Below are 25176 nucleotides of genomic sequence, written 5' to 3' on the forward strand. Positions count from 1 at the left end.
TCGAGGGTCAGGAGTCGAAGCCGAGCCCGAGGGCGTCGAGGGACTTCAGGAGGAGGTTCCGCCGCCCGCCGTCGTGATCGGCGCGGTCCAGGGACCAGCGGGTCGCCTGGATGCCGATCGACGCGAGCGGCTCGGGCGGGAAGGGCAGGGGCGGGCTCCGGACCATCTCGAGCTCCGTCCGCTCGGTGCGCTCACCCGCGAGGAGGTCGAGCATCACATCGGCGGCGAAGGCCGTGGTGCCGACTCCGAGCCCGGTGTAGCCCGCGGCGTAGGCGACCCGGCCGCCGAGGGCGGTGCCGTAGAAGGCGGCGAACTGCGTGCTGGTGTCGATCACTCCCGCCCAGCGGTGGCTGAAGCCCAGCCCCTCGAGCTGCGGGAAGGTCGTCAGGAAGTGCGAGGCGAGGGCGCGGTAGGTGTCGGGCCGCTCCTCGTAGCGCGAGCGGATGCGTCCGCCCGGGTGGTAGACGGCGTCGTAGCCGCCCCACAGGATGCGGTCGTCGGCGGTGCGCCGGTAGTAGTGGAACTGGTTCGCGACGTCACTCAGGCCCTCGCGCCCCTCCCAGCCGATCGCGCGCTGCTGCGCCGCGTCGAGCGGCTCGGTCATCAGGACGTAGTCGTAGACGGGGACCGTCATCAGCCGGGTCCGAGCGAGCAGCGACGGGAACGCGCTGGTGCCGAGGATCGCCTGGGCCGCCGTGACGCTGCCCCCCTCGGTGCGCACCCGCACGCGGTCGCCGACGCTCTCGAGGCCGAGGACGCGGCTGTCCTCGTGGATCTCGACCCCGAGCTCCTCGGCGACCCGCGCGAGCTCGCGGGCGAGCCGGCCGGGGTGCACCAGGGCGCACTGCTCGGCGGGCGCGGTCAGGCCTGCGAGGAAGGTGGGTGAGTCGACGACTCCGCGGACCTGCTCGGCGTCGAGGAACCGGCCGCCCGCCACTCCGTCACCCTCGGCGAGCCACTCGACCTGGTGCTCCTCGACCGCGACCGCGAGCGATCCCGTCCGCTCGAAGTCGCAGTCCATGCCGTACCGCGCGATCGTCCGCTGGATGCCGTCGAGGTTCTCGACGCCGAGCCGCTCGAGCGTCTCGGACTCGGCGGGCCAGCGGGCCAGCCCGTTCTCGCGGCCGTGGGTGAGGCTCGACTCGACGAAGCCGCCGTTGCGGCCGGAGGCGGCCCAGCCGATCGAGCGCGCCTCGAGCAGGATCACTCGCCGCTCGGGATCGCGCTCCTTGGCGCGCAGGGCGCTCCACAATCCGGAGTAGCCGCCGCCGATGATCACGAGATCGGCGGTCGCGGAGGCCGCCAGCGGAGGGCGGGGCGCGGGGGCGCCCTCGAGCCAGAAGACGCCGCGCCGCGAGCCGGCGAGAGCGTCGTCGACGAGGGAGGGCGCGGGCGCCTGACGTTCGAAAACCGTTGTCCTGGTGGGCATAGTGCCTCTATTAGGTCATCGATCGGCGCTGCAGGCAACCGGATCCGTCGAATCGGTCGATCGACGGACGGGCGCCGGGCGACGCCCCAGACCCGTGTCGCCCCTCCGCTCTACACTGCGGAGGGGATCGGAGGGGCCATGCGGCGACGTCGAGTGCAGGACCGGGCCGTCGCGGGCGCGGCGCCCGCCGCCGTCGACTCCGCGGACTCCACCGACGTCACCCCCGGCATGCGCCTCGCCGCCGCCTGGAGCTGGCGGTTCCTCGCCGTCGCCGCGATGCTCTACCTCGTCGTGCGCCTGGTCGCCCTGGTCCCCGTCGTCGTCATCCCCGTGCTGATCGCGCTGCTGCTGACGGCGCTGCTCACTCCGCTGCGCGATCGCCTCGAGCGGCTGCGCTGGCCGCGCTGGCTCTCGGTGCTGGTCTCGATCCTCGCGATGCTGCTGGCGCTCCTCGGCCTGATCGGCCTCGTCGTCGCCCAGTCGCGCTCGGGTTTCAGCGGCATCGGGCAGCGCCTGCTCGACTCGGTCGACGACGTGGAGGCGTGGCTGCAGGGCCCGCCGCTCTCGTTCACCGACGTGCAGCTCGGCGACTGGGCGCAGGAGGCGGTGTCGTGGGCCGACATGCAGGCCGCGACGATCGCCTCCGGGGCGCTCGCGGTCGGCTCGCAGGTCGTCGAGCTCTTCGCCGGCGCCCTGCTCACCCTGTTCTCGCTGATCTTCCTGCTGCTCGACGGGCGGCGCATCTGGGAGTGGATCCTCCGCCTGCTGCCGCCGCGCGCCCGGCCGCCGCTCGAGCGCGGCGGCGCCGCCGGGTGGCGCACCCTGAGCCAGTTCGTGCGGGCCCAGCTCGGAGTCGCGGCGATCAACGCCGTGGGGATCGGGATCGGCGCCCTCGCCCTGCAGCTGCCGCTCGTCGTGCCGATCGCGATCGTGGTGTTCCTCGGGTCGTTCGTGCCGATCCTCGGGGCGATCGTCACCGGGGCGCTCGCCGCGCTGGTGGCGCTGCTGTTCAGCGGGCCGGTCGCCGCACTGGTGATGATCGGCGTCGTCATCGTGGTGCACCTGCTCGAGGGGCACGTGCTGCAGCCGCTCATCCTCGGGACGGCGGTGAAGGTGCATCCGCTCGCCGTGGTGCTCGGAGTGGCGACGGGGCTCGAGGTGGGCGGCCTCGCGGGCGCGCTGTTCGCGGTGCCGGTGATCGCGACGCTGAACGCGGCCGTCACCGCGATGCGGGCCCCGTGAGCGCGTTCGATCCCGAGGTCGCGCCGGGCTCGGTGGTGCTGCCGGCTCTGGCGTGCCCCGTCTGCGGAGACTCCCTCGCGCCGGACGCGCTGCCGCGACCGACCGTGCTCCGCTGCCCGCTCGGGCACAGCGCCGATGTCGCGCGGCAGGGCTACGTCTCGCTCCTGCGCGGCCGGCACGCGACCTCGGGCGACACCGCGGCGATGGTGCAGGCGAGGTCCGAGCTTCTCGCCACCGGGCACTTCGGGGCGATCCAGGCGGCGGTGGCGGAGGCGGTGCCGGGCGATGCGCGGCTCGTCGTCGATCTGGGCTGCGGCACGGGGGCCTACCTCGCGGCCGTGCTCGACGCGCGACCCGGGGCGTCGGGACTCGGGCTCGACCTCTCGGCGGCGGCGGCGCGCCGTGCCGCGCGAGCGCACCCGCGGGCGGCGATCGCGACGGCCGACCTCTGGCAGCCGCTCCCCCTCGCCGACGCCGGCGCCGACGCGCTGCTCACGGTCTTCGCGCCGCGGAACGCGCCCGAGATGCTGCGCGTGCTGCGGCCGGGCGGGGTCGCGGTCGTGGTCACGCCGCGCGAGCGGCACCTGCACGAGATCCGGACGGAGCTCGGGATGCTCGGGATCGACGCGGGCAAGGCGGAGCGGCTCGACGAGCAGCTGGCGGAGTTCTCGCTCGCCGCGCGGCGCGAGCTCGACTACGGGGTGCTGATGACGCGGGACGAGCTGCGGGCGGAGGTGCTGATGGGGCCGAGCGCGCACCACGTCGATGCGGCGGCGCTCGAGGGGGCGCTGGCGGGGCACGGCGCGGAGACCGCGGTGACGGTCGCGGTGACGGTGTCGGTGTTCACGCGGTAGACGGGGGGGGTCGGCGTCCTCGCGGAACGGCCGGGACTGCTGACGCTGGTGGGTCTCGATACGCCCCTGCGGGGCTACTCGACCAGCATGCAGGGCGGCGCGCGCCGCCTCCTGCCCGAGAAGAGGGACCTCACGCCGGCCGCCCGGCCCATGCTGATCGAGTAGCCCGCGGAGCGGGCGTATCGAGATCCACCAGCGTCGGAAGGCCGGATCGGAAGGCCGATCTCTGACGCTGGTGGGTCTCGATACGCCCCTGCGGGGCTGCGGGCTCGACCAGCGAGCAGGCGCGGGCGGGCGTCAGTAGCTCTCGCGGTGGCGCTCCTGGGCGACGACGGCCTCGCGGTCGGACAGGCGGCGCAGGCCCGCGAGGGGCTGCGCCATCCGGTGGTTGCCGCGGAGGGCGGGCTCGACGCGGTCGAGGAACGACCAGTAGCCGGCGGTCACCGGGCAGGCGTCCTCGCCGAGGCGCACCTTCGGGTTGAAGCGGCAGCCGCCGCAGTAGTCCGACATCTTGTTGATGTAGGCGCCGCCCGACGCGTACGGCTTGGTCGCGACGATGCCGCCGTCGGCGTGCTGCGACATGCCGATCACGTTCGCCGGCATCACCCACTCCGTGCCGTCGACGAAGACGTCGACGAACCAGTCGTTGAACTCCCCCGGGTCCCAGCCGCGCTGCAGCCCCCAGTTGCCGAGCACCATCAGCCGCTGGATGTGGTGCGCCCAGCCGTGGCGGCTGACGTCGTCGAGGGTCTCGTGCAGGCAGTTCGCCTCGATGCCCGCCGGGTCCAGGGTGAGCAGCGCCTCCGGGAGCGGCGTCCTCGCCCCCAGCGCGTTGCTGCGCTCGCGGTAGTCGGGTCCGAGGTGCCAGTAGAGGTGCCAGACGTAGTCGCGCCAGCCCATCACCTGACGGACGAAGCCCTCGACGCCCGAGAGCGGAGCACCTCCCGACGCGTACTCGGCCTCGGCCGCCTCGACGACGGTGCGGGGGTCGAGCAGTCCGAGATTCAGCGGAGCGCTCAGCAGCGAGTGCGCCATCGTCCAGTCGCCCGAGAGCATCGCGTCCTCGTAGGTGCCGAAGTCGCCCAGGCGCGACGACACGAAGTCGGCGAGTGCCGCCTCCGCCTCGGCCGGAGTCGCGGCGAAGCGGCGCGGGCCGTCCTCGCCGACCAGGCGCACGGCCCCCTCGCGCTCCCACTTCGCGAGGTCGGCGCGCACCTCCTCGTCGATGTCGTCCTCCTCGGGCCACCACGGGTCGGGGAGGCCTAGCCGCGACGCGCCCTTCGGCGGCGGGTTGCGGTTGTCGTGGTCGTAGTTCCACTTGCCGCCCTCGGGCTGGGCGCCGCGCATCAGGATCCCCGTGCGCTCGCGGCTCCAGCGGTAGAAGTCCTCGAGCAGGAGGCGGGACCCCGCCCGCGAGAGCGCCCACTCGCGGAAGTCCTCCTCCTCGGTCACGAAGCCGCGGCTGGGGAGGACGCTCATGCCCATCCGGCGCGCGAGACGGCGTCCGCCGCGCGTCGGCGGGTCGATGACCTCGAGGTCGTCGCGACCCGCCAGGCCCTCGGCGAACGTCTCGGCGCGGACGTACTCGACCCGGTCGCCGAGCTCGCGCCCGCGGTGCCGCAGCGCCGAGAGGAGCAGCTGCGCCTTCGCCCGGTGCATCGGCCGCCGACCGAAGGCCGAGCGGGCTTCGACGAGCAGCATCGGACCGCCGTCGTCGAAGAGGGGGCCGAGCTGTCCGATGACACTCCAGCGGGTTCGGATCGGTGCGCTCACCCGGCTCACGCTAGGCCTCAGGGCGGATCCCCACCAGGAGTTGCGCAGGGGGCGACCGGCACGGATGTGCAGCCGCAACACCTTGCACCGCCCGCCCGGATGCAGAATCGTCGGACGAGCAGAACCCGGCGCCCCCGATCAGGTGGCGCGCCGCTCCGGACGCGATGAAGCGAGGACCCGACATGGCACACGACGACGAGACTCCCGAGACCGACAGCGCCGCCCGCCGCGGCCGCCACCTGGCGGACAAGACCGCGCACACCGAGACGACCGCGACTCCCGATGGCGAGTACACCTCGACCGAGGGCGTCTCGCACACCGCGAGCGACGAGCAGGGCAGCTACGTCGACACCTCCGCGCACGAGGAGGAGAGCGACGAGAAGGGCAGCTACGTCGACACCGAGACGGCTGGCGCCGACTCGGACGTCGAGGGCGAGTACACCGACCGCGACGAGTGACCCTCGGCGCGCCCGCTCACTGCGAGCGGGCGCGCCGCAGCCTCGCGAAGCGGTAGACCGCCCCGATCGCGAAGACGGCGACGCCTCCGAGGATCGAGCCGATCGGAAGCGTGACGACGAGGACCACGCAGCCGATCGCCCCGCCGACGGCGACGGCGCGCGGGTAGCGGCGGAACGGCGGCTCCTGCCGCAGCGCCGACAGGTTCGCGACCAGGTAGTAGAGCAGCACCCCGAACGACGAGAAGCCGATCGCCGAGCGCAGGTCGAGCGTCAGCACCAGGACGATCACGACGGCGCCGAGGGCGACCTCGGCGCGGCGCGGGACGCTGCGCACCGGATCGACGTGGGCCAGCGTCCGCGGCAGGTCGCCCTCGCGTGCCATCGCCAGCGTCGTGCGGCCGATGCCCGCGATCAGGGCGAGCAGTGCGCCGAGGCTCGCCGCCGCCGCGCCGACGCGGACGACCGGGGCGACCCACGGCCAGGCAGCGGTCGCCTCGACGAGCGGCTCGGTCGACTCCGCCAGCCCCTCGGGACCGAGGGCGGCGAGCAGCGACGACCCGATCACGGCGTAGACGAGCACGGCGAGCGCGAGGGCGCCGAGGACCGCCCGCGGGATCGTGCGGGACGGATCCCGCACCTCCTCCCCCATCGTCGCCAGGCGCGCATAGCCGGCGAAGGCGAAGAACAGCAGTCCGGCCGACTGCAGCACCCCGTACGCGTCGAACGCGCCGGTGAACGCCCCGACCGGCGCGGGGCCGCCCGCGACCGACGCGGCGACCGCCAGCGCGAGCACCACCAGCACGATCGACACGATGACGCGCGTCGCGAGCGCGGTCCGGGTGACCCCGAGCGTGTTCACGGCGACCAGGGCGGCCACGGCGAGCGCCGCGATCGGTCGCTCCCACCCCGGAGGCGCCGCGTAGGCCGCGAAGGTCAGCGCCATCGCCGCGCAGCTGGCCGTCTTGCCGACGACGAAGCCCCAGCCGGCGAGGAACCCGGGCCACTCGCCGAGGTGCTCGCGGCCGTAGACGTAGGTGCCGCCCGAGCGGGGGTGCTGTGCGGCGAGCTGCGCCGAGGAGGAGGCGTTGGCCCAGGCGACGAGCGCGGCGAGCGCGAGGCCGGCGAGCAGCCAGGGGCCCGCCGCGGCGGCGGCCGGGGCGAACGCCGAGAAGAGCCCGGCGCCGAGCATCGAGCCGAGCCCGATGAACACGGCGTCGCCGGTGCCGAGGCGGCGCTGCAGATCGGTCATCCCCCGTGTGTACCGCACGCGGGGAAACATCGGGTGCCCAGAGCTTCAGGCGGGCTTCAGCAGGGTCGCCGCTAGCCTGGGCCGAGCCGCGCGGGGCGCGCGAGCCGAGCCTCGGGAGGCCGCCATCCGCATCCTGGTCGTCGACGACGAGATCAACCTGCTGCGCGCGCTCGAGACCGGGCTCGAGGCCGAGGGCTTCGCCGTCGACACCGCCACGACCGGCACCGACGCCCTCTGGCTCGCGAGCGAGGCCGACTACGCCGCGATCGTGCTCGACCTGATGCTCCCCGATGTCAGCGGCTTCCGGGTCTGCGAGCGGCTCCGCGCCGCGGAGGACTGGACGCCCATCCTGATGCTGACCGCGAAGGACGGCGACCTCGACCAGGTCGAGGCGCTCGACACCGGAGCCGACGACTACCTCACCAAGCCGTTCTCGTTCCCGGTGCTCGTGGCGCGGCTGCGCGCGCTGATCCGCCGCGGCGCCGCCGAGCGCCCGACCGTGCAGGTGGTGGGCGACCTCGTGCTCGACCCGGCCGCGCGGCGCGTCGAGCGCGGCGGGATGCCGATCGCGCTCACCGCGCGCGAGTTCAGCGTGCTCGAGTACCTGGTCTCGCGCGCCGGCGACGTCGTCTCGAAGCGCGACGTGCTCGGCGCCGTCTGGGACTTCGACTTCGACGGCGACCCCAACATCGTGGAGGTCTACATCCGCACCCTCCGCAACAAGATCGACCGGCCGTTCGGCGTCGACACCATCCGCACGCAGCGCGGTGCGGGCTACTCGCTGGTGGCGCCGTGAGGAGGCGGTCGCTGCGCACCCGCATCGTGCTCGCGGCCACGGCCGTGGTCGCCCTCGCGGCGGTGCTCGGCGGGATCGCGTTCGTGCTCGTGCTCTCGTCCGTTCTCGCGGCGAGCGCGGCGACGTCGGCCGAGGCGGAGGCGGAGCGGATCGGCGCGCTGGTCGAGAGCGGCGGTGCCGGTGCGGTGCGGGCCTCGGAGGGCGTGGTGCAACTGGTGGTCGACGGGCGCGTCGTGGCGGCCGGCGAGGACGCCGAGGACCTCCCCCCTCTCGCGACCGACGAGGTGGACGAGCCGTTCACCGCGACACCCGAGGACGAGGATCCCGTCGTCGTGGCGACGCAGGAGCTCGACGACGGCTCGCTCGTGGTCGTCGGCGTCCCCGACGAGGGCCGGGCGGAGGCGGTCGCGACGACGATCGCGCTGCTCGCGGTGGCGGTGCCGCTGCTCGTGCTCTTCGTCGCCGTCGTCTGCGCGGTGGTGGTCGGGCGGGCGCTGCGCCCCGTGGACCGGATGCGCGCGGAGGCCGACGCGGTCACCGCCTCCGCGCTGGACCGGCGGGTCGCCGAGCCGGGGTCGGGCGACGAGATCGACCGCCTGGCGCAGACCCTCAACCGGATGCTCGAGCGACTGGAGAGCGCGCAGTCGCGGCAGCGGAGGTTCGTGTCCGATGCGTCGCACGAGCTGCGGTCGCCGGTCGCGGCGCTGCGGCAGACGGCGGAGGTGGCGCTCGCGCACCCGGACAGGCTCGACTCCGCTCGGCTCGCCACGACGGTGGCCGAGGAGTCGGTGCGGATGGGCGGGCTGATCGAGGGTCTGCTGCTGCTCGCGCGCGCCGACGAGGCACGGCTGGCGGTGGTCGCCGCGCCGGTCGACCTCGACGATCTGGCGCTCGGCGAGGTGCGGCGGCTGCGCGACTCCGGAGTCGCCGTCGAGGCGGGCGGGGTCTCGCCGGTGCAGGCCGTGGCCGACGGGGCACTGCTCGGGCGGGCGCTGCGGAACCTGGTCGACAACGCCGTGCGTCACCGGCACTCGCGACTGGCGGTGGCGACGCGCGCCGAGGGGACGTGGGCGGTGCTCGCGGTCGACGACGACGGGCCGGGGATCCCGGTCGGGGAGCGAGCGCGGGTGCTGGAGCGCTTCGTGCGGCTCGACGAGGGGCGTGCGCGCGACGCCGGAGGGTCGGGGCTGGGTCTCGCGATCGTGGCCGAGATCGCGGCGGCGCACGGCGGCTCGGTCGAGGTCGAGGCGTCGCCGCTCGGGGGCGCACGGGTGACGCTGCGGGTGCCGCGCGAGCGCTGAGCGGGCTCGTGGCGGGCGCAGGTTCGGCTCGTGAGAACAGGTTCGGCTCGCGAGAACGAGCGGCTTCCGCGAGCCGAACGCGATTCTGCGAGCCGGAGATGGGCGGACGGCGAGTTCGGCTCGTGAAAACACACTCGGCTCGCGAGAACGAGCGGCTTCCGCGAGCCGAACGCGATTCTGCGAGCCGGAGGTAGTCGGGCGGGACGGCGCTTCAGGGGGGCTTCAGCGGGGGCGGGCGAGAGTGGGCGCGGCGTCGACGAGCGGCGCCGGAGACGGAGCGGATCATGCAGAAGAAGACGAAGATCATCACGGGGATCGCCGGAGTGATCGTGCTGGTCGGTGCGGGCACGGGGATCGCGTACGCGGCGACGGACGGCTTCGAGGGCTCGGACCGGCTGACCGGCTCCGACCTCGATCGCGCCAGTGAGGCCGCGATCGCCGAGATCGGCGGCGGGATCGTGACCTCGGCCGAGCGCGACGACGACGGTGCCACCGGCTACGAGCTGGAGCTGCGCGGCGACGACGGCATCGAGTACGACGTGCGGCTCGACGACTCCTTCGGCGTGATCGTCGTCGACGCGGACGACGACCGCGACAGCACGGCGGCAGCCTCCGCGCCCACGGACGCTCCGGCGGTCGACCCCGACGACCTCGTCGGCGACGAGCTCGCCCGCGCGAGCGAGGCCGCGCTCGCGGCGGTCGGCGGCGGCACCGTGACCGAGGCGGAGCGCAGCGATGACGCCGACCACGCCTACGACGTCGAGGTGACCCGCGCCGACGGGACCGACGTGGACGTCGACCTCGACGCCACCTTCGCGGTCATCGCCACCCGGGACTGACGCGCGGGCACGGCGACGGTTCAGCCGTTGCCGTTGCCGTTCCCGTTGTTCCCGTTCCCGTTCCCGTTCCCGTTCCCGTTCCCGTTGTTGCCGTTGCCGTTGCCGTTGCCGTTGCCGTTGTTGCCGGTCCCGGGCTCCTCCTCGGCCGGCTCCGACTCGACGGGCGCCGGCTCCTCCTCGACCGGCTCGGTCTCCTCCGGGCTCGGCGCGGGCTCCTCCTCGGGGGTCTCGACGGGCGCGGGATCCTCCTCGACGGGAGCCTCCTCGACGGGCGTCTCCTCGACGGGCGTCTCCTCCACCGGGGCCTCCTCGACCGGGGTCTCCTCCTCGGGGACGGGGTCCTCGGTCGGCGTCTCGACGGGGGCGGGCTCGGCGACCAGGGCGGCGAGATCCGCGCGCACCGTGTCGACCTCGATCTGGATCGCGGCGGCGCGCTCGGCGGTGACTCCTCCGCCGTTCAGGGCCTCGGTGAGCGCCGCCTGCAGGGCGTCGAGCTCGGTCATCGCACCGGCGTAGTCGTCGGCGGAGGCGCGCTCGGCGACCGCGACGACCCCGTCGTCGAGGGTCTGCGCGGTGGAGTCGTCGATCGCCGGATCGGCGGCGGAGCATCCGGAGAGCACGAGGGCGGCGGCCAGGACGATCCCGGCGCGGAGGCGGTTCACGAGCGGATGCTCTCGCGCAGGCGCTGCAGGTTCTCCCCGAGCTCGCCGTCGACGGCGGGCAGCGGGGTCTGCTGATCGCCCCCGAGCAGGACGACCGCCAGCCCGACGGCGATCGCGACCAGCGCGAGCATCAGGACGAGGAGCCAGGGATTCGGTCCGCGGCGACGGGGCGCGGCGGCCGCGGCCGACCGGGTCGGAGCGGGCTCCGCGGGCATCGGGCGGGTCCCGGTCGTCGGGTGCACCGCCGTCGCCGCGGGGAGCAGCTGGGTCGCGGAGATCGCCTCCGTGGCCCGCGTCGGCTCCTGGAGCAGCTCGGTCGCGGCCCCGGTCATCGGCATCCGCTCGGTCGCGGGCTCGGCGGCCCTGACCACATCGGGGACGATGATCGCCGTCGGCGGCCCGTCCCTCCGGGGATCGATGAGCCTGCGCGCCGACTCGGCGACCTCGATCGCGGTCGGGCGCTCCTCCGGCTCGCGGTGGGTCATCGAGTTCAGGAGAGACGTCCAGCCGCCGCCGAGCGACTCGGAGACCTCGGGGTCTCGGAGCAGCCGCGCCATCGTCACCTCGATCGCCGATCCGGTGAAGGGGCGGCGCCCGGTCAGCGACTCGAGCAGCACCAGACCGAGCGAGTAGATGTCGCTCGCGGAGGTGAGCGGATCGCCGTGCGCCTGCTCGGGGCTGAGGTAGGCGGCGGTGCCGATCAGCGTGCCCGGCGAGGTGATGCGGGTGGCGTCGATCAGGTACGCGATGCCGAAGTCGGCGAGCTTGGGCCGGAACTCGCGGCTCGTGAGCGGACTGGGCACGAGGAGGACGTTCGACGGCTTCACGTCGCGGTGCACGACTCCGGCCGCGTGGACGGTGTGCAGGGCCTCGCCGAGATCGGCGGCCATCGAGGCGACGTCGTTCGGCGCGACCGGTCCGGAGGCGAGGCGCTCGGCCAGGCTCGGGCCCTCGGCGAGCTCCATGACCATGTAGGCCTGGCCGCCGGTGTCGTCGCCGCCGTCGTCCGCGTCGTAGAGCGTCACGAGGGCGGGGTGGTTGAGGGCGGCGAGCAGCCGGATCTCGGAGGACTTGCGCTGGAGGTCCTGCGCGTCGTCGATGCCCGGCGCGAACATCTTCAGGGCGACGGAGCGGCCGAGGATCTCGTCGCGAGCCCGGTAGACGGTCGCCATGCCGCCCTTGCCGATCAGCTCCTCGATCGTGTAGCGATCGCCGACGGTCGTGCCGACCACGCGGGTCTCGCCCGTTCGATGGGATGCCACTGTTCCTCCTCGCGCGGGTGCGGGCGTTCGGCGCGCCCCCGGGTGCGACCTCCGCCCCAGGGTAGTACGTCCTCCATTCGGGGCGCAGTGTGAGAGTGGGGCTGGCGGAGTCGGGGCTCGGTGCTGTCAAGCCGGTGCCGGCCTCCGGGCCCGCACGTAGCGTGGAGAGCTCCGACGAAGGGTGACCACCATGGACGACGCAGAGCAGGGTTCGACGATCGGCGCTCCCGACGGGGCGGCCCCGGCCATCTCGACGAGCAGCGAGCAGGTGCAGAAGGACCGCGCGGAGTCGCCCGGCAGCGAGCGCGAGACCGAGGCGAAGCAGGACCAGGACCCGACGACGAGCCAGACGGAGACGTCGGGCTCGGCCGACGTGACGACCGTGCCCGGCACGGGCGGCCCGGACGACGTCGGCACGGTCGAGGTGGACCCGAGCGAGGTGTCGCTCAACGGCAAGCCGTTCCCGGGTCATGCCGGAACGAAATGATCCGGCATGACCCGGGAGTGTCCTTCTACCGGCTTCGCCGGAGGGGCCACGCGGGAACGAAGTAGCTCGCCGAAGCTCCGGGTTCCGTCGCGCTAGGACGCGAGCGGCGTCAGCAGCCCCGGATCGTGCCGGTCGACCGTTCGGGAGTTGTTGACCCGGCGGTCGACGGGGTACGCGGTGATCGTGGCGGCGACGGCGACCGAGGCGCGGTCGAGGGTCGCGAGCATCTCCTCCGTCGACGCGAGGGGTGTCGGGTCCAGCCACTCGTCGCGGACATCCGGTGTCAGGAAGACCGGCATCCGGTCGTGCACGTCGCCGGAGGCGTCCCTCGCCTCGCGGGTGATGATCGTGAACGAGACCTGCCACTCCTCCGCCACCTTGCGCGCCGTGTAGAGGCCCGCCGCCGCGAGGATCGGCTCGTCGCCGTGGAGGAAGAACGGCTGCTTGCCGTCCTCGCGCGCCTCCCACTCGTAGTAGCCGCGCATCGGCACGATCGCCCGCTGCTTCGCGAAGGCGCTACGGAACAGGCCGTTCGACGCGACCGACTCGAGCCGGGCGTTGATCGGCGACGGCCCCTTGCCCTTCGACCACGAGGGCGTGAAGCCCCACGAGGCCAGCTCGATCTCGCGCTCGACGGCGTCGTCACGAATGCGCTCGCGGACGATCGGTGCGGAGTCGGTGGGCGCGACGCTGAAGTCGGGCGCCCAGTCGGCCGCCCGGCCGCCCGCCGCGACGAACTCGCGGATCAGCTCGTCGGTCTCGGAGTCCATCGCGAAGCGTCCGCACATGCCGCACACCCTACGCCGGAGCGACCTCCGGGACAGCCCCGCGGCGGCGCACGGTGGCGACGGCGAGACCGGCGACCATCACCGCGCCTCCGATGAGCTCGCCCACCGACGGCGTCTCGCCGAGGAGGAGCCACGCCGAGAGCACGCCGATCACCGGCACGAGCAGGGTGAACGGCACGACCGCCGCGGCGGGGTAGCGGGCGAGCAGCGAGTTCCAGATGCCGTAGCCGATCAGCGAGGCGAACACCGCCGTGTACAGCGTGCTCAGCACCGCCACGAGCGACAGACCCTGCAGCGCGCTCGCGACCGCCGGTCCGCCGTCGACGACCAGCGACAGCAGCAGCGCCGGCACGGGCACCACGAGCGCCGACCAGACCACGAGCGAGAGTCCGGAGGCGCCCTTCGCGCGGCGGGTCAGCACGTTGCCGATCGCCCACGACAGCGCACCGCCGAGGCAGACGACGAACGGCAGCCACGGCGCGACCGCCCCGTGCGAGACGGCGACGACGACGAGGCCCGCCACCCCGACTCCCACGCCCACGAGCTGCCTCGGCGACGGCCGCTCGCGCAGCACGACGGCGGCGATCAGCACGGTGAACACGATCTGCGCCTGCACGACGAGCGAGGCGAGACCGGCGGGCATCCCGAGCGCCAGGGCGAGGTAGAGCAGCGCGAACTGGCCGAAGCTCATGAACGCGCCGATCATCGCGATGGTGCGCCACGGCGCCTCCGGCCGCTTCACGAAGAAGACCGCGGGGACGGCGACCACCGCGAACCGCAGCGCGAGGAAGAGCAGCGGCGGCACATCCGCGAGCCCTGAGTCGATGACGACGAAGTTCAGCCCCCAGAGGACGACGACGAGGAGGGCGAGGAGGCTGTGCCGACGGGTCATGCGTCGAGCCTCGCGCAGGCGACCCGGCAGCACCAGCGCAGGCTCCTACCGGCGATTCGGTAGCGTTGCTGCATGATCGAGCCATCGGCCCTCCGCGCCCTGATCGCGGTGCGCGACTGCGGCACGATCGCGGCGGCCGCGGAGGCGCTGGGCTTCACTCCCTCCGCCGTGTCGCAGCAGCTCAAGCGGCTCGAGCGGCAGTCGGGGGCGCCGGTCGCCGAGCGCTCGGGGCGCACCGTGTTCCTCACGGAGCACGGCCGCTCGCTGGCGGGGCGGGGCGAGCGACTGCTGGCCGAGCTCGAGGCGCTCGAGCACCTCGGTGCGGCGCCGGCGGAGGAGGTGACCGGCACGCTGCGCGTCGTCGCGTTCTCGACGGCGATGCGGGGGCTGCTCGTTCCCGCGCTCGGCGAGATCCGGCGGCGGGCGCCGCGCCTGCGCCTGACCCTCGACGAGCTCGACCCGTGGGAGGCGTCGGGGCGGCTCGAGCGGGGTGCCGCGGATCTCGCGATCCTGCACGACTGGCCGGGACTCTCGCTCGACCTGCCGCCGTCGATCGAGACCGAGACCCTGCTCGAGGACCGGGCCGACGTGCTGCTGCACCGCGATCATCCGCTCGCCGGCCTCGCCGAGATCGCGCCGAGCCGCCTCGCCGACGAGACCTGGGTGAGCATCCCCGCGGGCGCGATCTGCCACGCGTGGCTGCTGCGCACCTTCGCCGGCACCGGGAGCCGACCCGACATCGCCTTCTACGACGAGGACTTCAGCACGCACATCTCGCTGGTCGAGGCGGGGGCGGCCGTCGCGCTGGTGCCGCGGCTGGGGCGCGAGCCGCTCCCGGAGGCGGTGGTCGCCGTGCCCGCGGTCGACCCGGTCTCGAGGCGCATCGTCAGCGCGGCCTGGCGCCGCTCGAGCGGTGCGAACCCGGCGCTGGCGCTGGTGCTCGACGCCCTGCGGCCGGTGGTCGGCGCGCCATTGCCGCAGAACTGAGGCTGGAAGGGGCGAAACCCTGGATTCCCGGGACTTCGCGGCTGCTGGCCTTCGTTGTGCGGCGCGTGAGGCGGCGACGGTGGGGGTCTCTGGAGGATCGACCCCGTACACGTCGCCCCCTCCTCGCTGATCGAGCCCGCAGCCCGCGCAGCGGGCGTATCGAGATCCACCTCCGCCAGCAGGCCAGGGCTGAGGGCTGATCCGCTGAAGCCGGTGGGTCTCGATACGCCCCTGCGGGGCTACTCGACCAGCATGCAGGGCGGGCGGCGGGCGGGCCCGATCAGCGCCTATCGGACCCCGGCGGGGGACGTTCGGGGGACGAGGGCGCGGACGACTCCGCAGCCCAGCAGCGCGCCGAGGAGCTGCGCGGCGACGAAGAGTGGCGCGGAGCCGGGGGCGATGCCGGCGAAGGTGTCGCTGAACATCCGGCCGACGGTGATCGCGGGGTTCGCGAAGCTCGTCGAGCTGGTGAAGAAGTAGGCGGAGCCGATGTAGGCCGCCACCGCCCCCGCCGCGAAGACCGACCGGCCGGTGGCGGCGAGGACGAAGATCACGATGACGAGCCCCGCGGTCGCGACGACCTCGGCGACGAGGTGCCCCGGCGTGATCCGATCTGTGCCGCTGAACGCGACGGGCGGGAGGTCGAACATGACGTTCGCGAGCACGCTGCCCGCGACGCAGCCGAGGATCTGCGCGGCGACGTACGGTGCGATGTCGCGGGCGCCGCGGTGGCCGAGAGCGAGGTCGACCATCGAGACGACCGGGTTGAAGTGGGCGCCGCTGATCGGGCCGAGGACCGTTATCAGTACGAACAGGCCGAACGCGGTGGCGATGGCGTTGATCAGCAGCTGCACGCCGACGTCGTCGGAGAGGCCGGTCGCGGCGATGCCGGAGCCGACGACGATCGCGGTCAGCGCGGCGGAGCCGCCGAACTCGGCGGCGACGCGGCGGAGGAGGGCTGCGGGAGGCGGGGTCACGCGCCTACTATCGCATAGACTTTGATCTATGGATTCCGGTACCTCGACCAGTGCGCTGCGGCTGCTCGCCGATTCGACGCGGGCGCGGATCGCGTCGATGATCCTCGCCAGCGCGGATGGCCGGCAGCTCGTCGGGAAGATGGCCGCCGCTCTCGAGCTGCGCCAGCCCACCGTCAGTCATCATGTCCGCGTGCTCGTCGCGGAGGGGCTCCTCTCGCGTGAGCCGCAGGGTCGGAACGTCTGGTACTCGATCGTGCCGGAGCAGCTGGATCGTGTGTCCGAGTATCTCCGTGATGCCCCGGCGCCGACGCGCGTCGAGGGCGACGTCCTCGAGCGGATCATCGCCGACCTCGCCACCCGCTTCGCCGGCACCTTCTCGCCCGAGACCGTCGAGCGCTACGTCCGCGAGAGCCACGATCTGCTCATCGACCGCGGCCACGTGACCCGGCACCTCACCTCGCTGACCTCCCGGTTCGCAACCGACCGCCTCACCGCCCTCGACGCCTCTGCCGCGGGACGCTCGGGCGTCCCGGAGGTGCTGTTCGTCTGCGTGCAGAACGCCGGCCGATCGCAGCTGGCCGCCGCGATCCTCCGCCACCTCGCGGGCGACCGGGTGCGGGTGCGCACGGCCGGTTCGGCGCCCGCCGACGCCGTGCGCTCGGTGATCGTGACCGCTCTCGACGAGATCGGCGTGCCGATCGGGGGCGAGTACCCCAAGCCGCTGACCGACGAGGTGGTCCGCGCCTCCGGTGTGGTGATCACGATGGGCTGCGGTGACGCGTGCCCGATCTACCCCGGTCGCAGCTACCTCGACTGGGATCTCGAGGACCCGGTCGGCCTGCCGCTCGCGCAGGTGCGCGCGATCCGCGACGACATCGAGGGGCGGGTCCGCGAACTGCTGGCCTCGCTCGAGGCGACCGCAGCCTGAGCCCCTGGCGCAATACATAGACAGCGGTCTATGCTTCGGGTGTTCGAGGAAGGAACACTCATGCCCGAGAAGCCCACCGTCCTGTTCGTCTGCATCCACAACGCGGGCCGCTCGCAGATGGCCGCGGGCTACATGCGCCAGCTCTCCGGGGGCGCCGTCGAGGTGCTCTCCGGCGGCTCCGAGCCCGGCGACCAGATCAACCCGATGGCGATCGCGGCCATGGCGGAGGAGGGCATCGACATCTCGCAGGCCGTCCCGGCGCTGATGACCACCGAGCAGGTCCGCGAGTCGGACGCCGTGATCACGATGGGCTGCGGCGACGTCTGCCCGATCTTCCCCGGCAAGCGCTACGAGGACTGGGAGCTCACCGACCCGAAGGGCAGGTCGCTCGACGAGGTCCGCCCGATCCGCGACGACATCAAGGCTCGCGTCGAGGCACTGCTCGCCGAGCTGCTGCCCGCGACGGTCTGACGACGACCGACGTCATCCTCGACCGGGCCTCCGCCGCAGCAGTCCTCACCCCGGCACGCGACCACCTCGTGCCGCCCGGACACGTCGGGACGCGGAGAAGGGCCGCCCCGCGGGACGACCCTCCTCCGTTCACCCCTCCCGACGGAGAGGCTGCAGTGCTACTCGGTGACCGTGAACGCCAGGCTGATGGCCTTGCCGGTCTGGGCACCGGTCACGGTGACGGTGTAGTCGCCGGGCGTGGTGGGCGCCTTCGCGGAGACGGTGAGGCCTCCGTCGACGAGATCCTGCGTCGCGGTGCGCTCGGTGAACATCGGAGCGGAGCCGATCAGCTGGGTGTCGCCGTCGAAGCCGTCGGCGGTCAGGGTGATCTTCTCGCCGGGCGCGAACGACGTGCCCGAGAGCTCGGCGGTCGCGGAGAAGCTCAGCGAGCGGATGTCGCGGTCGAGGCCGAGCGCGTTCGAGATGGTGAAGAACGTGTCGGTCTGGTCGGTGAGGCCGGCGACGTTCGCCGCGCCCGGTCCGTAGCCCGCGACGCGGAGCTGAGTTCCGGTGTGCTGCTGCGAGCCGCCCTCGGCGGCCGTGCCGTACGAGACCTTCATCGTGCTGCCGTCGGCGGTCTTCAGCGCGGTGCTGAGCGACGTGGGGGGCGTGCTGTCCACGATCTGGCTGGTGTGGGCGTGGTCGGCGGTGACGATGACGAGCGTGTTGCCGTCGGCCTTCGCGAAGGCGAGAGCGGCCTGGACGGCCTCGTCGAGGTCGACGGTCTCACCGATCTGACCGCAGGCGTTCGCGGCGTGGTCCTGCTTGTCGATGCTGGCGCCCTCGACCTGGAGGAAGAAGCCCTTGTCGCCGGTGTCGAGGAGGTCGATCGCCTTCTCGGTCATGGCGCGGAGGGTGGGCTGGTCAGCCGGACGGGCCGGGTTGGCGACACAGGTCTGGGGAGCGGCGTCGCCGCCTCCGACCGTCGCGGGGGTCGGTGCGTAGCGGACGGGCAGGTTGCCCGAGCCGAAGAGGCCGAGGACGGGGGCGTCCTGGTCGGCCACGGTCAGGGCCTCGAGCTCCGCGGCGGTGCCGGCGGTGGTCGCGTCGCCGAGCACCTGGTAGCCGCGGTCGTCGGCCTGCTGGAACAGGGTCCGGCCGCTCCAGTCGCCGGCCTTCGCGGTCTGCGCGAAGGTGGCGGAGCCGCCACCGAGGGTGAGGTCGGCGCGGGTGCCGAGGATCTGCTCGCTGATCGAGCCGAGTCCGCCGTTCTCGAGCGCGTCGTTGCCGCAGGTGGGGCTGTCGGGTCCGTAGCAGCTGCGGGCGTCGACGTGGGCCGCCTGCACGGCGGGCGTCGCGTCCTGGATCTCGGAGGTCGTGACGTTGCCGGTCTTCAGGCCGTTCGCCTTCGCGATCTCCAGCAGCGTGTCCTCGCGGTTCTGGTCGATGTCGACCGACACCGCGTTGTCGTACGTCTTGGTGCCGGTCGCCCAGGCGCTGCCGGTGGCGGCGGAGTCGGGGACGTAGTCCGGAGCGCCCTTGACGGCGCCGGTGGCGGGATCGTCGGCGCGGTACAGCGAGTACGTCGTGTACTGGCCCGTGATGGGGAGGGCGTCGATGCCGGGGAAGCGGCCGGCCGCGCCGTACGTGTAGTTGCGGGCGACGGTGATCTCGGAGTCGCCCATGCCGTCGCCGATGAGGAGGATGACGTTCTTCGCGTCCTGCTCCTTCACCTCGGCGCGCAGCTCGTCGGAGAGGTCGGCGTCGACCGGGGAGATGCGCGCGGCGCCTCCGGTGGCGCTGAGGTCGGCGGAGCCGACTGCGGTGGCGATGCTCGGAGCGGCGAGGGCCGCTCCCGAGATCAGTGCGATGGCCGCGAGGGTCACCGCGGTGCGCCCGCGACGAGCGGGGCTGAGAAGTCGTGACACGTCGTGTTCTCCTTGGAGATCGGAGGCCCGGACGGGCCCACCTCAAGCACACCCCGCGCTCACCCCTTCCGGGTGGACGGCAGAGGCGATCTCGATGAACATCGCACGGCTATCGATCTGCAGCACAGGCCGCTCCGAGGACCCTGCGGTGTCGGTGCGGTAGCGGTGTGCGGTCACGCACCCCGTCGAGTCGCGCCGGCGCCGGCGTCGACCGGTGCCGCCGCGCGCGACTTCGCCGACCAGAAGCGCATCAGCGCGCCCGCCAGCAGCGATCCCACCGCGCCCGCGGCCAGGTCGCCGAGCGTGTCCTCGTAGCCGACGAAGATCGACGAGTCGACGAAGCGGTGGCCCGCCCACTCGCCCCACTCCCACAGCACGCCCGCCGTCGTCCCGAAGCAGGCGCAGAGCACGATCGCCGGGGCGAGCGGACCGCGGTCGCCGGCGACGGCAGGCACGACTCCGGCCCGCGCCGCGACGATGTACGCGACCGCCGCGACAAGGCCGTTCAGCACGAAGTGCACGACCACGTCCCACGACGCCCACGCCTGGTACAGGTCGAGCACGCTGCTCCAGGAGGCGACCAGCAGCGCGACGCCGAACGCCGCGTCCAGCGCGGGACGGATGCCGAGGAAGCGCGGGATGACGAGGCCGATCGCGGACAGCGCGAAGACCATCACGTCGACGAAGCCCCAGCCGATCCCCGCCGCCACCATGCTCGCCACACCGGCCAGGCGGACCACATCGGCGAACCACTCGCCCCTGGTGCGCGGCGGCACCAGGAAGGTCTCGACGAGGACGACGCCTCTCACGGCGACGTGAAGCGGAGCAGCGCCTGCACCGGCTCGTGGTCGGAGGCGGCCGCGCCGTCGTAGCGCACCGCGTTGATCCCGGCGGCGACGACCTCGAAGGCGTTCGCTGTCGCGACCAGCCAGTCGATGCGGCGGCCCGGCTTCGGCGGTCGGTAGTTCGAGAAGGTGCTCCAGGAGTGGCTGAGGTGGCGACCGGCGACCACCCACGAGTCGGCCAGGCCGGCCTCGTCGAGCAGCGCCCGGTACGGAGCCGTCCCGGCGTCGGTGTTCGCGTCCCCCATCACGATCGCGGGCTGCCCGAGAGCGAGCACCCGCCGGGCGAGCAGCTCGGCCGAGCACAGGCGCGACCGCTGCGAGAGGTGGTCGAAGTGGGTCGAGACGACGGTCAGGTCGCGGTGGGTGGCGTGATCGGTCAGCTCGGCGATCACGGCCGTGCGCGGGATCCGGTTGCCCCAGCTCCGCGAGCCGGCGACGTCGGGAGTCGCGGACAGCGCGATCTGCGACCAGTCGCGCACGGCGAACCGGCTGCGGTCGACGAAGAGCATCACGCGCTCGCCGCCCCGATCGGGGTCGCGGCCGAAGCCCATGCCCTCGAACGACGAGCCGAGCACGTCCTGCACGAACGCGGCCTGGTCGGGCAGCGCCTCCTGGATCGCGAGGATCGAGGGCTGCTCGGCCTCGAGCAGCCGGCGGATCAGCGGGCGGCGGTGCTCCCACTGGTCGACCGCGCGAGCGGTGAGCCGGGGCATGCGCCGACGGATGTTGTAGGTCATCGCGTGCAGCTCGGGCGCCTCGGTCCGGCCGATCAGAGGCGTCGGAACGGTCATGCTCCCACCCTAAGCGGGAGCAGACTCGCGGCGAGGAGGCTTGCGGTGGCCCTCCCGCGTCGCTCACGCTTCGAGACATGACCCTCTCCCCCGCCCTCGCCGCGCTCGCCGACGAGTCGTTCGTCTCGCTGACCACCTTCCGCAAGACGGGTGCCGGCGTCTCGACGCCGGTCTGGATCGCCCGCGACGGCGCAGAGCTGATCATCACCACGCCCCGGAAGAGCGGCAAGGTGAAGCGGCTGCGGAACGATCCGCGGGTGACGCTCGTCCCCTGCGACCGCCGGGGACGCGTGAAGGAGGGCGCGCCGGTGGTCGAGGCGTCGGCCCGCATCGTCTCGGACGAGGAGACCGTCGAGCGGCTCGGCCGCGTCTTCGCGCGCAAGTACCGGCTCGAGTACCGCGTCTTCCTCTTCATCGAGGGGATCGTGACCCGCGGCGACCGCACGCGCGTGATGCTGCGTCTCTCCGACCGCTGAGCCCTACACCGCGGCGGGTGGCCTCCGATAGGGCCTCCGCGGCGTCGCTGCCCGGGTCTACCGTGGGGGCGCCGGTGCGGATGCACGCCCTCGCGCGCACGCCGGCGTTCGCAGAAGGAGCACGTATGAGCATCGGAGCAGGAATCTTCCTCCTCGTCGTCGGCGCGGTCCTCGCGTTCGCCGTGGACGTGCAGCTGTCGGGTGTCGACCTGAAGCTGATCGGCTACATCCTGATGGCGGCGGGCGCCATCGGCCTGGTGCTCGGCCTCGTGCTGATGACCCGGCGCCGCCAGTCCGTGGCGACCACGCGCTCGGCCGTCGACCCGGCCAGCGGCGAGCAGGTCACCCGCCGCACGAGCGAGAGCGACGGACCGCTGGTCTGAGGACCGAGAAAGGGCGGGGCGTTCGCCGCCCCGCCCTTCTTCGTGCGCGGGCGCTACTCGTCCGCGTCGCCGCCCGAGACCGTGTCCGTGTCGCCGCCACCGGGCGAGGTGTCGGTCCCCGTGCCGTCGGGCAGCTCCTCGGTCTTCTCGATGTCCTCACCGGTGGTGCGGTCGTTCTGATCCATGGCGCCTTCTCCTTCCGGCCGGCGACCTGCCGGCTCCCCCACTCTCCTCCCGACCCCACCGGCCCGGGCAAGGGGGTAGCGGAGGAGCGCGCCGGGTGTCAGGAGGCGTCGCCCAGGTTCTCGGCGATGCGGCGGAGGGTCGCCACGGTGCGCTCGTAGTCCTCCTCGCTCACGCCCTCGGTCACCGCGGTCCGCGCCGCGCCGACCACCTCCTCGAGGCGGGCGGTCGCGACTCCGCCGCGCTCGGTCAGCGCGAAGCGCTCGCCCTCGGCGGTCACCCAGCCGCTCTCGACGAGCTCGGCGAGGTGCTCGACGACGCTCGCGGGCTCCTCCGCCGGCGCCGACCGCAGGAAGGGCGCGAGCGCCCTGTCGAGCTCGTCCACCGCGGCGGGGGCGCGGCGCAGCAGTTCGAGCAGCTGCCACTGCATCCGGGTCACGCCGTGCTCCTCGAGCGTCAGCGCGAAGCGCTCCTCGATCAAGCGGTCGACGAGGGTCAGCCAGTATCCGATCGGTCGTTGATCAGCCATGCCGTCACGATACGCCGGGGGCGTCGGAGGAGGTACCGCCCACCCCGCGCACCGTCCACCCCTCGCACAAGGCCCTCTCGTGGGGCGCCGCAGTCCGCTTGACTGGGGGCTGCTCCGCCGATCGACGGCGGCGCGTACGGAGGCGACATGGCGAACCACCGTTTCGAGCTGCGGTCCGGCCGCGGGATCGGCGTCTCGGCGGCGGGTGATCCGATCGCCGACCGGCTGGTCGTCTTCTGCCACCCCACCCCGGGTGCGGGCGGCTTCGACCCCGATCCGCTGGTCACCGGGCCGTGGGGCCTGCACCTGCTGATCCTCGACCGGCCCGGCTACGGCGCCTCCGACCCGGTCAGCGCCGCGCAGGCGACCGTGCAGGACCGCGCCGACGACCTCGCGGAGTACCTGCGGCGGTCGGAGCGCACCGCGCGCATGGTCGACGGCGCCCGGTTCGGCAGCGTCGGCGTGGTCGGCTGGGGCTCGGGAGGCGCGTTCGCCCTCTCGCTGGCGGCCCGGCACCCCGATCTCGTCGACCGGCTCGCGATCATCGGCACCCCCGCGCCTCCGCAGGCCGGCGTGCTGGTGCGCCCGACCGACGCCTGGGAGCGGCGCGAGATCCTCGAAGGCGAGGACTCGACGATGATCGCCGCCGGCCTCCCCGACGGCGAGCCCGGCCTCGACGCACTGGGGGTGGACTCCGACGACCCCGTCCTCGCGAGCCACGGCGGGCTGCGCAACCGCCTGCAGCGGATGCTCGGCGAGGGCTGGCGGCAGGGTCCGAGCGGAGCGGCGACCGACCTCGCCGCGCTGCGCGACGGATCGTGGGCCGACGAGCTCGACCGGGTGACCGCCTCCGCCCTGATCGTGCACGGCGACGCCGACCCGGTCGCGAGTGCCGAGGACGGCCGCTGGTACCGCGGCCGCCTCGCCGATGCCCGCACGGCGAGCGTCGATGGCACGGGCCGCCTCGCCGTCGTGCGCGAGTGGCGGCGGATCCTCGACCACGTCGCTCCTCTCGAGCGCGGCGCGGAGGACCGGTGACCCGCGAGGCGCTCGGCACCGGCCCCCTGGTGCTCGCCTCGGCCATGGCCGTCTCGGGAGTCGTGCACCTGGCGCACCCGAGCACGTTCGACGCGGTCGTGCCGCGCAGGATGCCCGGCTCCGCGCGGGGCTGGGTGCTCGTCTCCGGAGTCGCCGAGATCGCCTGCGCCGCCGCGATGATCTGGCCGCCGACGCGGGCGGCGGGCGGTCTCGCCTCCGCCGCGCTGATGGCCGCCGTGTTCCCCGGCAACGTGCAGATGGCGCGGGACGCCCGGCGCCCGCGCACCCGCGCGATCACGCTCCTGCGCCTGCCGCTGCAGATCCCGCTGGTGCTCTGGGGGCTCGAGGCGGCCCGCGGTTCGGGGCGCTGAGGGCCCTGCGCAACCCCGCGCGGGCTCGGCGAGCGCGCTGCTACCGTCCAGGGATGAGCGACCAGATGGCGGATGATCGCCGAGACCAATTGACCAGTGCGCCGAAGGCGACCGAGGCCGATGCCGCTCCCCGCATCGACGTCTCGACGACCGATGCGGGCGACACGCACATCGAGATCCGCGACGACGCCGCCGTGCGGCCGGGCCGCATCGAGGACGAGGACGGATCGGATGACTGAGCGCCGCCGTGCCGCGATGATCTACAACCCGGTGAAGGTCGACCTCGAGGCCGTCAAGGCCGCGGTCGCCCGCGCCGAGCAGCTCGCGGAGTGGGACGAGACTCTCTGGTTCGAGACCTCGGTCGAGGACCCGGGCGCGGGCCAGACCCGCGAGGCCCTCGAGGCCGGCGTCGACATGGTGATCGCGGCCGGAGGCGACGGCACGGTCCGCGTGGTCGCCGAGGCGCTGCGCGGCTCGGACACCTCGCTCGCGCTGCTGCCCTCGGGTACCGGCAACCTGCTGGCGCGCAACCTCGACCTCACGCTCGACGACGTCGACAACGCGCTGACCGTGGCCTTCACCGGCAAGGACCGCCCGATCGACGTCGGGATGATCGACATCGAGGTGAGCGGGGGCGGCCGCGAGCGGCGCGCCTTCGTCGTCATGGCCGGACTCGGCATCGACGCGAAGATGCTCGCGAACACCGACGACGACCTCAAGAAGCGCGCCGGCTGGCTCGCCTACGTCGACGCACTGCGGAAGGCGCTGCTGGACAAGAACCAGCTCGAGTTCCGCTACCGCCTCGACGGCTCGAAGACCCGCAAGGTGCGCGCGCACACGATCATCGTGGGCAACTGCGGCTCGCTGCCGGCGAACATCCTGCTGCTGCCCGACGCGGCGGTCGACGACGGAGAGTTCGACATCGTGCTGCTGCGGCCCGAGGGGTTCTTCGGCTGGGTCCAGATCATCTTCAAGGTGGTCTGGGAGAACGGCGTCCTGCGCCGCACCGGCGTGGTCGGCCAGAAGCTGATGGGTCTGACGAAGGAGGTCGCGGCCCTCCGCTACGTGAAGGGCCGCGAGCTCGTCGTGCGCCTCGAGCGCGAGCAGGAGATCGAGCTCGACGGCGATCCCTTCGGCTCGACCTCGGCGTTCCGCACCTGGATCGAGCCCGGCGGGCTCACGGTGCGCGTCCCGGCCTGACCCCGGCTCGCCCTCCGCGAGAGGCCGCTCCGGCACGCCGCGCGTGGCGTACCGGCCC

General features: G+C 73.4%; 29 protein-coding genes. 16 read left to right on the plus strand and 13 right to left on the minus strand.

The genetic code is table 11. The features are described from left to right. Nucleotides 1–7: 7 nt before the first annotated feature. Nucleotides 8–1429 (minus strand): NAD(P)/FAD-dependent oxidoreductase, encoded by a 1422-nt coding sequence (locus GRS96_RS18050; protein ID WP_159989121.1) that lies wholly within the window; start codon nucleotides 1427–1429, stop codon nucleotides 8–10. 138 nt (nucleotides 1430–1567) lie between these two features. Here GRS96_RS18050 and GRS96_RS18055 point away from each other — a divergent pair, with 138 nt between their 5' ends. Beyond that, entirely contained in the window at nucleotides 1568–2671 is a 1104-nt protein-coding gene (locus GRS96_RS18055) for an AI-2E family transporter (RefSeq protein ID WP_159852907.1), read from the plus strand. Beyond that, on the plus strand, nucleotides 2668–3525 hold the full coding sequence (locus GRS96_RS18060) for a methyltransferase domain-containing protein (protein WP_159989122.1): 858 nt from the start codon (nucleotides 2668–2670) through the stop codon (nucleotides 3523–3525). Before GRS96_RS18055 ends, GRS96_RS18060 begins: the two co-directional genes overlap by 4 nt. A 297-nt stretch (nucleotides 3526–3822) precedes the next feature. Here GRS96_RS18060 and GRS96_RS18065 read toward each other — a convergent pair whose 3' ends face one another. Next, complete coding sequence (locus GRS96_RS18065; protein ID WP_236553659.1) at nucleotides 3823–5298, minus strand: cryptochrome/photolyase family protein; 1476 nt, start codon at nucleotides 5296–5298, stop codon at nucleotides 3823–3825. Between the two features lie 182 nt (nucleotides 5299–5480). On the opposite strand from GRS96_RS18065, the gene GRS96_RS18070 reads away from it, so the two are divergent. Continuing rightward, nucleotides 5481–5756, plus strand: a complete 276-nt coding sequence (locus tag GRS96_RS18070; RefSeq protein WP_159989123.1) for a hypothetical protein — start codon at nucleotides 5481–5483, stop codon at nucleotides 5754–5756. A 16-nt stretch (nucleotides 5757–5772) separates the two neighbouring features. Here GRS96_RS18070 and GRS96_RS18075 read toward each other — a convergent pair whose 3' ends face one another. After that, on the minus strand, nucleotides 5773–7005 hold the full coding sequence (locus tag GRS96_RS18075; RefSeq protein ID WP_159989124.1) for an APC family permease: 1233 nt from the start codon (nucleotides 7003–7005) through the stop codon (nucleotides 5773–5775). A 124-nt stretch (nucleotides 7006–7129) separates the two neighbouring features. Between GRS96_RS18075 and GRS96_RS18080 the strand changes: the two genes are divergently transcribed. The 3 genes from GRS96_RS18080 to GRS96_RS18090 all read left to right on the plus strand — a co-directional run bounded on the left by GRS96_RS18080 (nucleotide 7130) and on the right by GRS96_RS18090 (nucleotide 9941). Continuing rightward, nucleotides 7130–7801 (plus strand): response regulator transcription factor, encoded by a 672-nt coding sequence (locus GRS96_RS18080; protein ID WP_159989389.1) that lies wholly within the window; start codon nucleotides 7130–7132, stop codon nucleotides 7799–7801. Continuing rightward, nucleotides 7798–9102, plus strand: coding sequence for a sensor histidine kinase (locus tag GRS96_RS18085; RefSeq protein WP_159989125.1), 1305 nt, complete (start codon nucleotides 7798–7800; stop codon nucleotides 9100–9102). The genes GRS96_RS18080 and GRS96_RS18085 overlap by 4 nt, the downstream gene beginning before the upstream one ends. 284 nt (nucleotides 9103–9386) lie before the next feature. Beyond that, nucleotides 9387–9941 (plus strand): PepSY domain-containing protein, encoded by a 555-nt coding sequence (locus tag GRS96_RS18090; RefSeq protein WP_159989126.1) that lies wholly within the window; start codon nucleotides 9387–9389, stop codon nucleotides 9939–9941. Nucleotides 9942–9961: 20 nt separating this feature from the next. On the opposite strand, the gene GRS96_RS18095 is transcribed toward GRS96_RS18090, so the two are convergent. Together GRS96_RS18095 and GRS96_RS18100 are read right to left on the minus strand one after the other, a co-directional pair. Continuing rightward, a complete protein-coding gene (locus GRS96_RS18095; protein ID WP_159989127.1) occupies nucleotides 9962–10603 on the minus strand; it encodes a hypothetical protein in 642 nt (213 codons plus the stop codon). Beyond that, nucleotides 10600–11865 carry a serine/threonine-protein kinase gene (locus GRS96_RS18100; RefSeq protein WP_159989128.1) on the minus strand — a complete coding sequence of 422 codons (1266 nt, stop codon included), beginning with the start codon at nucleotides 11863–11865 and terminating at the stop codon, nucleotides 10600–10602. The genes GRS96_RS18095 and GRS96_RS18100 overlap by 4 nt, the downstream gene beginning before the upstream one ends. Before the next feature lie 190 nt (nucleotides 11866–12055). Between GRS96_RS18100 and GRS96_RS18105 the strand changes: the two genes are divergently transcribed. Continuing rightward, nucleotides 12056–12352, plus strand: a complete 297-nt coding sequence (locus GRS96_RS18105; RefSeq protein ID WP_159989129.1) for a hypothetical protein — start codon at nucleotides 12056–12058, stop codon at nucleotides 12350–12352. Nucleotides 12353–12444: 92 nt separating this feature from the next. Here GRS96_RS18105 and GRS96_RS18110 read toward each other — a convergent pair whose 3' ends face one another. Both GRS96_RS18110 and GRS96_RS18115 read right to left on the minus strand, forming a co-directional pair. Further along, nucleotides 12445–13140, minus strand: a complete 696-nt coding sequence (locus GRS96_RS18110) for an SOS response-associated peptidase (protein ID WP_159852924.1) — start codon at nucleotides 13138–13140, stop codon at nucleotides 12445–12447. A 10-nt stretch (nucleotides 13141–13150) separates the two neighbouring features. Then, entirely contained in the window at nucleotides 13151–14032 is an 882-nt protein-coding gene (locus GRS96_RS18115) for an EamA family transporter (protein ID WP_159852925.1), read from the minus strand. 72 nt (nucleotides 14033–14104) lie between these two features. Between GRS96_RS18115 and GRS96_RS18120 the strand changes: the two genes are divergently transcribed. After that, a complete protein-coding gene (locus GRS96_RS18120) occupies nucleotides 14105–15019 on the plus strand; it encodes a LysR family transcriptional regulator (RefSeq protein WP_159989130.1) in 915 nt (304 codons plus the stop codon). Between the two features lie 287 nt (nucleotides 15020–15306). Here GRS96_RS18120 and GRS96_RS18125 read toward each other — a convergent pair whose 3' ends face one another. After that, the gene (locus GRS96_RS18125) at nucleotides 15307–15996 is read right to left on the minus strand and encodes an aquaporin (protein ID WP_159989131.1); all 690 of its coding nucleotides are present in this window, start codon (nucleotides 15994–15996) and stop codon (nucleotides 15307–15309) included. A 28-nt stretch (nucleotides 15997–16024) separates the two neighbouring features. Here GRS96_RS18125 and GRS96_RS18130 point away from each other — a divergent pair, with 28 nt between their 5' ends. After that, nucleotides 16025–16924 carry a metalloregulator ArsR/SmtB family transcription factor gene (locus GRS96_RS18130; protein WP_159989132.1) on the plus strand — a complete coding sequence of 300 codons (900 nt, stop codon included), beginning with the start codon at nucleotides 16025–16027 and terminating at the stop codon, nucleotides 16922–16924. Nucleotides 16925–16984: 60 nt separating this feature from the next. Next, nucleotides 16985–17395 carry an arsenate reductase ArsC gene (locus tag GRS96_RS18135; protein ID WP_159989133.1) on the plus strand — a complete coding sequence of 137 codons (411 nt, stop codon included), beginning with the start codon at nucleotides 16985–16987 and terminating at the stop codon, nucleotides 17393–17395. 158 nt (nucleotides 17396–17553) lie between these two features. Here the strand turns inward: GRS96_RS18135 and phoA are convergent, their stop codons facing one another. From phoA to GRS96_RS18150, 3 genes are all read right to left on the minus strand, one after another. Then, complete coding sequence (phoA, locus tag GRS96_RS18140) at nucleotides 17554–19302, minus strand: alkaline phosphatase (protein ID WP_159852929.1); 1749 nt, start codon at nucleotides 19300–19302, stop codon at nucleotides 17554–17556. A 173-nt stretch (nucleotides 19303–19475) separates the two neighbouring features. After that, the gene (locus GRS96_RS18145) at nucleotides 19476–20111 is read right to left on the minus strand and encodes a hypothetical protein (RefSeq protein WP_159852930.1); all 636 of its coding nucleotides are present in this window, start codon (nucleotides 20109–20111) and stop codon (nucleotides 19476–19478) included. Further along, on the minus strand, nucleotides 20108–20938 hold the full coding sequence (locus tag GRS96_RS18150) for an endonuclease/exonuclease/phosphatase family protein (RefSeq protein WP_159852931.1): 831 nt from the start codon (nucleotides 20936–20938) through the stop codon (nucleotides 20108–20110). The genes GRS96_RS18145 and GRS96_RS18150 overlap by 4 nt, the downstream gene beginning before the upstream one ends. Before the next feature lie 77 nt (nucleotides 20939–21015). On the opposite strand from GRS96_RS18150, the gene GRS96_RS18155 reads away from it, so the two are divergent. Both GRS96_RS18155 and GRS96_RS18160 read left to right on the plus strand, forming a co-directional pair. Beyond that, on the plus strand, nucleotides 21016–21414 hold the full coding sequence (locus tag GRS96_RS18155; RefSeq protein ID WP_159852933.1) for a PPOX class F420-dependent oxidoreductase: 399 nt from the start codon (nucleotides 21016–21018) through the stop codon (nucleotides 21412–21414). A gap of 125 nt (nucleotides 21415–21539) precedes the next feature. Further along, entirely contained in the window at nucleotides 21540–21797 is a 258-nt protein-coding gene (locus GRS96_RS18160; RefSeq protein ID WP_159852935.1) for a DUF6458 family protein, read from the plus strand. 53 nt (nucleotides 21798–21850) lie between these two features. Here the strand turns inward: GRS96_RS18160 and GRS96_RS20810 are convergent, their stop codons facing one another. Both GRS96_RS20810 and GRS96_RS18165 read right to left on the minus strand, forming a co-directional pair. Next, the gene (locus tag GRS96_RS20810; protein ID WP_268817131.1) at nucleotides 21851–21982 is read right to left on the minus strand and encodes a hypothetical protein; all 132 of its coding nucleotides are present in this window, start codon (nucleotides 21980–21982) and stop codon (nucleotides 21851–21853) included. 98 nt (nucleotides 21983–22080) lie between these two features. Beyond that, the gene (locus GRS96_RS18165; RefSeq protein WP_159852937.1) at nucleotides 22081–22509 is read right to left on the minus strand and encodes a MarR family transcriptional regulator; all 429 of its coding nucleotides are present in this window, start codon (nucleotides 22507–22509) and stop codon (nucleotides 22081–22083) included. Nucleotides 22510–22656: 147 nt separating this feature from the next. Here GRS96_RS18165 and GRS96_RS18170 point away from each other — a divergent pair, with 147 nt between their 5' ends. The 4 genes from GRS96_RS18170 to GRS96_RS18185 are packed head-to-tail and all read left to right on the plus strand — an operon-like array spanning nucleotide 22657 to nucleotide 25118. Continuing rightward, nucleotides 22657–23547, plus strand: a complete 891-nt coding sequence (locus tag GRS96_RS18170) for an alpha/beta fold hydrolase (RefSeq protein WP_159852939.1) — start codon at nucleotides 22657–22659, stop codon at nucleotides 23545–23547. Continuing rightward, a complete protein-coding gene (locus tag GRS96_RS18175; RefSeq protein WP_236553660.1) occupies nucleotides 23544–23918 on the plus strand; it encodes a DoxX family protein in 375 nt (124 codons plus the stop codon). Before GRS96_RS18170 ends, GRS96_RS18175 begins: the two co-directional genes overlap by 4 nt. A gap of 53 nt (nucleotides 23919–23971) precedes the next feature. Further along, nucleotides 23972–24157, plus strand: a complete 186-nt coding sequence (locus tag GRS96_RS18180) for a multidrug transporter (protein ID WP_159852941.1) — start codon at nucleotides 23972–23974, stop codon at nucleotides 24155–24157. Beyond that, a complete protein-coding gene (locus GRS96_RS18185; RefSeq protein ID WP_159989134.1) occupies nucleotides 24150–25118 on the plus strand; it encodes a diacylglycerol/lipid kinase family protein in 969 nt (322 codons plus the stop codon). The genes GRS96_RS18180 and GRS96_RS18185 overlap by 8 nt, the downstream gene beginning before the upstream one ends. The last annotated feature ends 58 nt before the right edge of the window (nucleotides 25119–25176 follow it).

The organism is Rathayibacter sp. VKM Ac-2803, from assembly GCF_009807175.1.
Taxonomy (GTDB): Bacteria; Actinomycetota; Actinomycetes; order Actinomycetales; family Microbacteriaceae; genus Rathayibacter.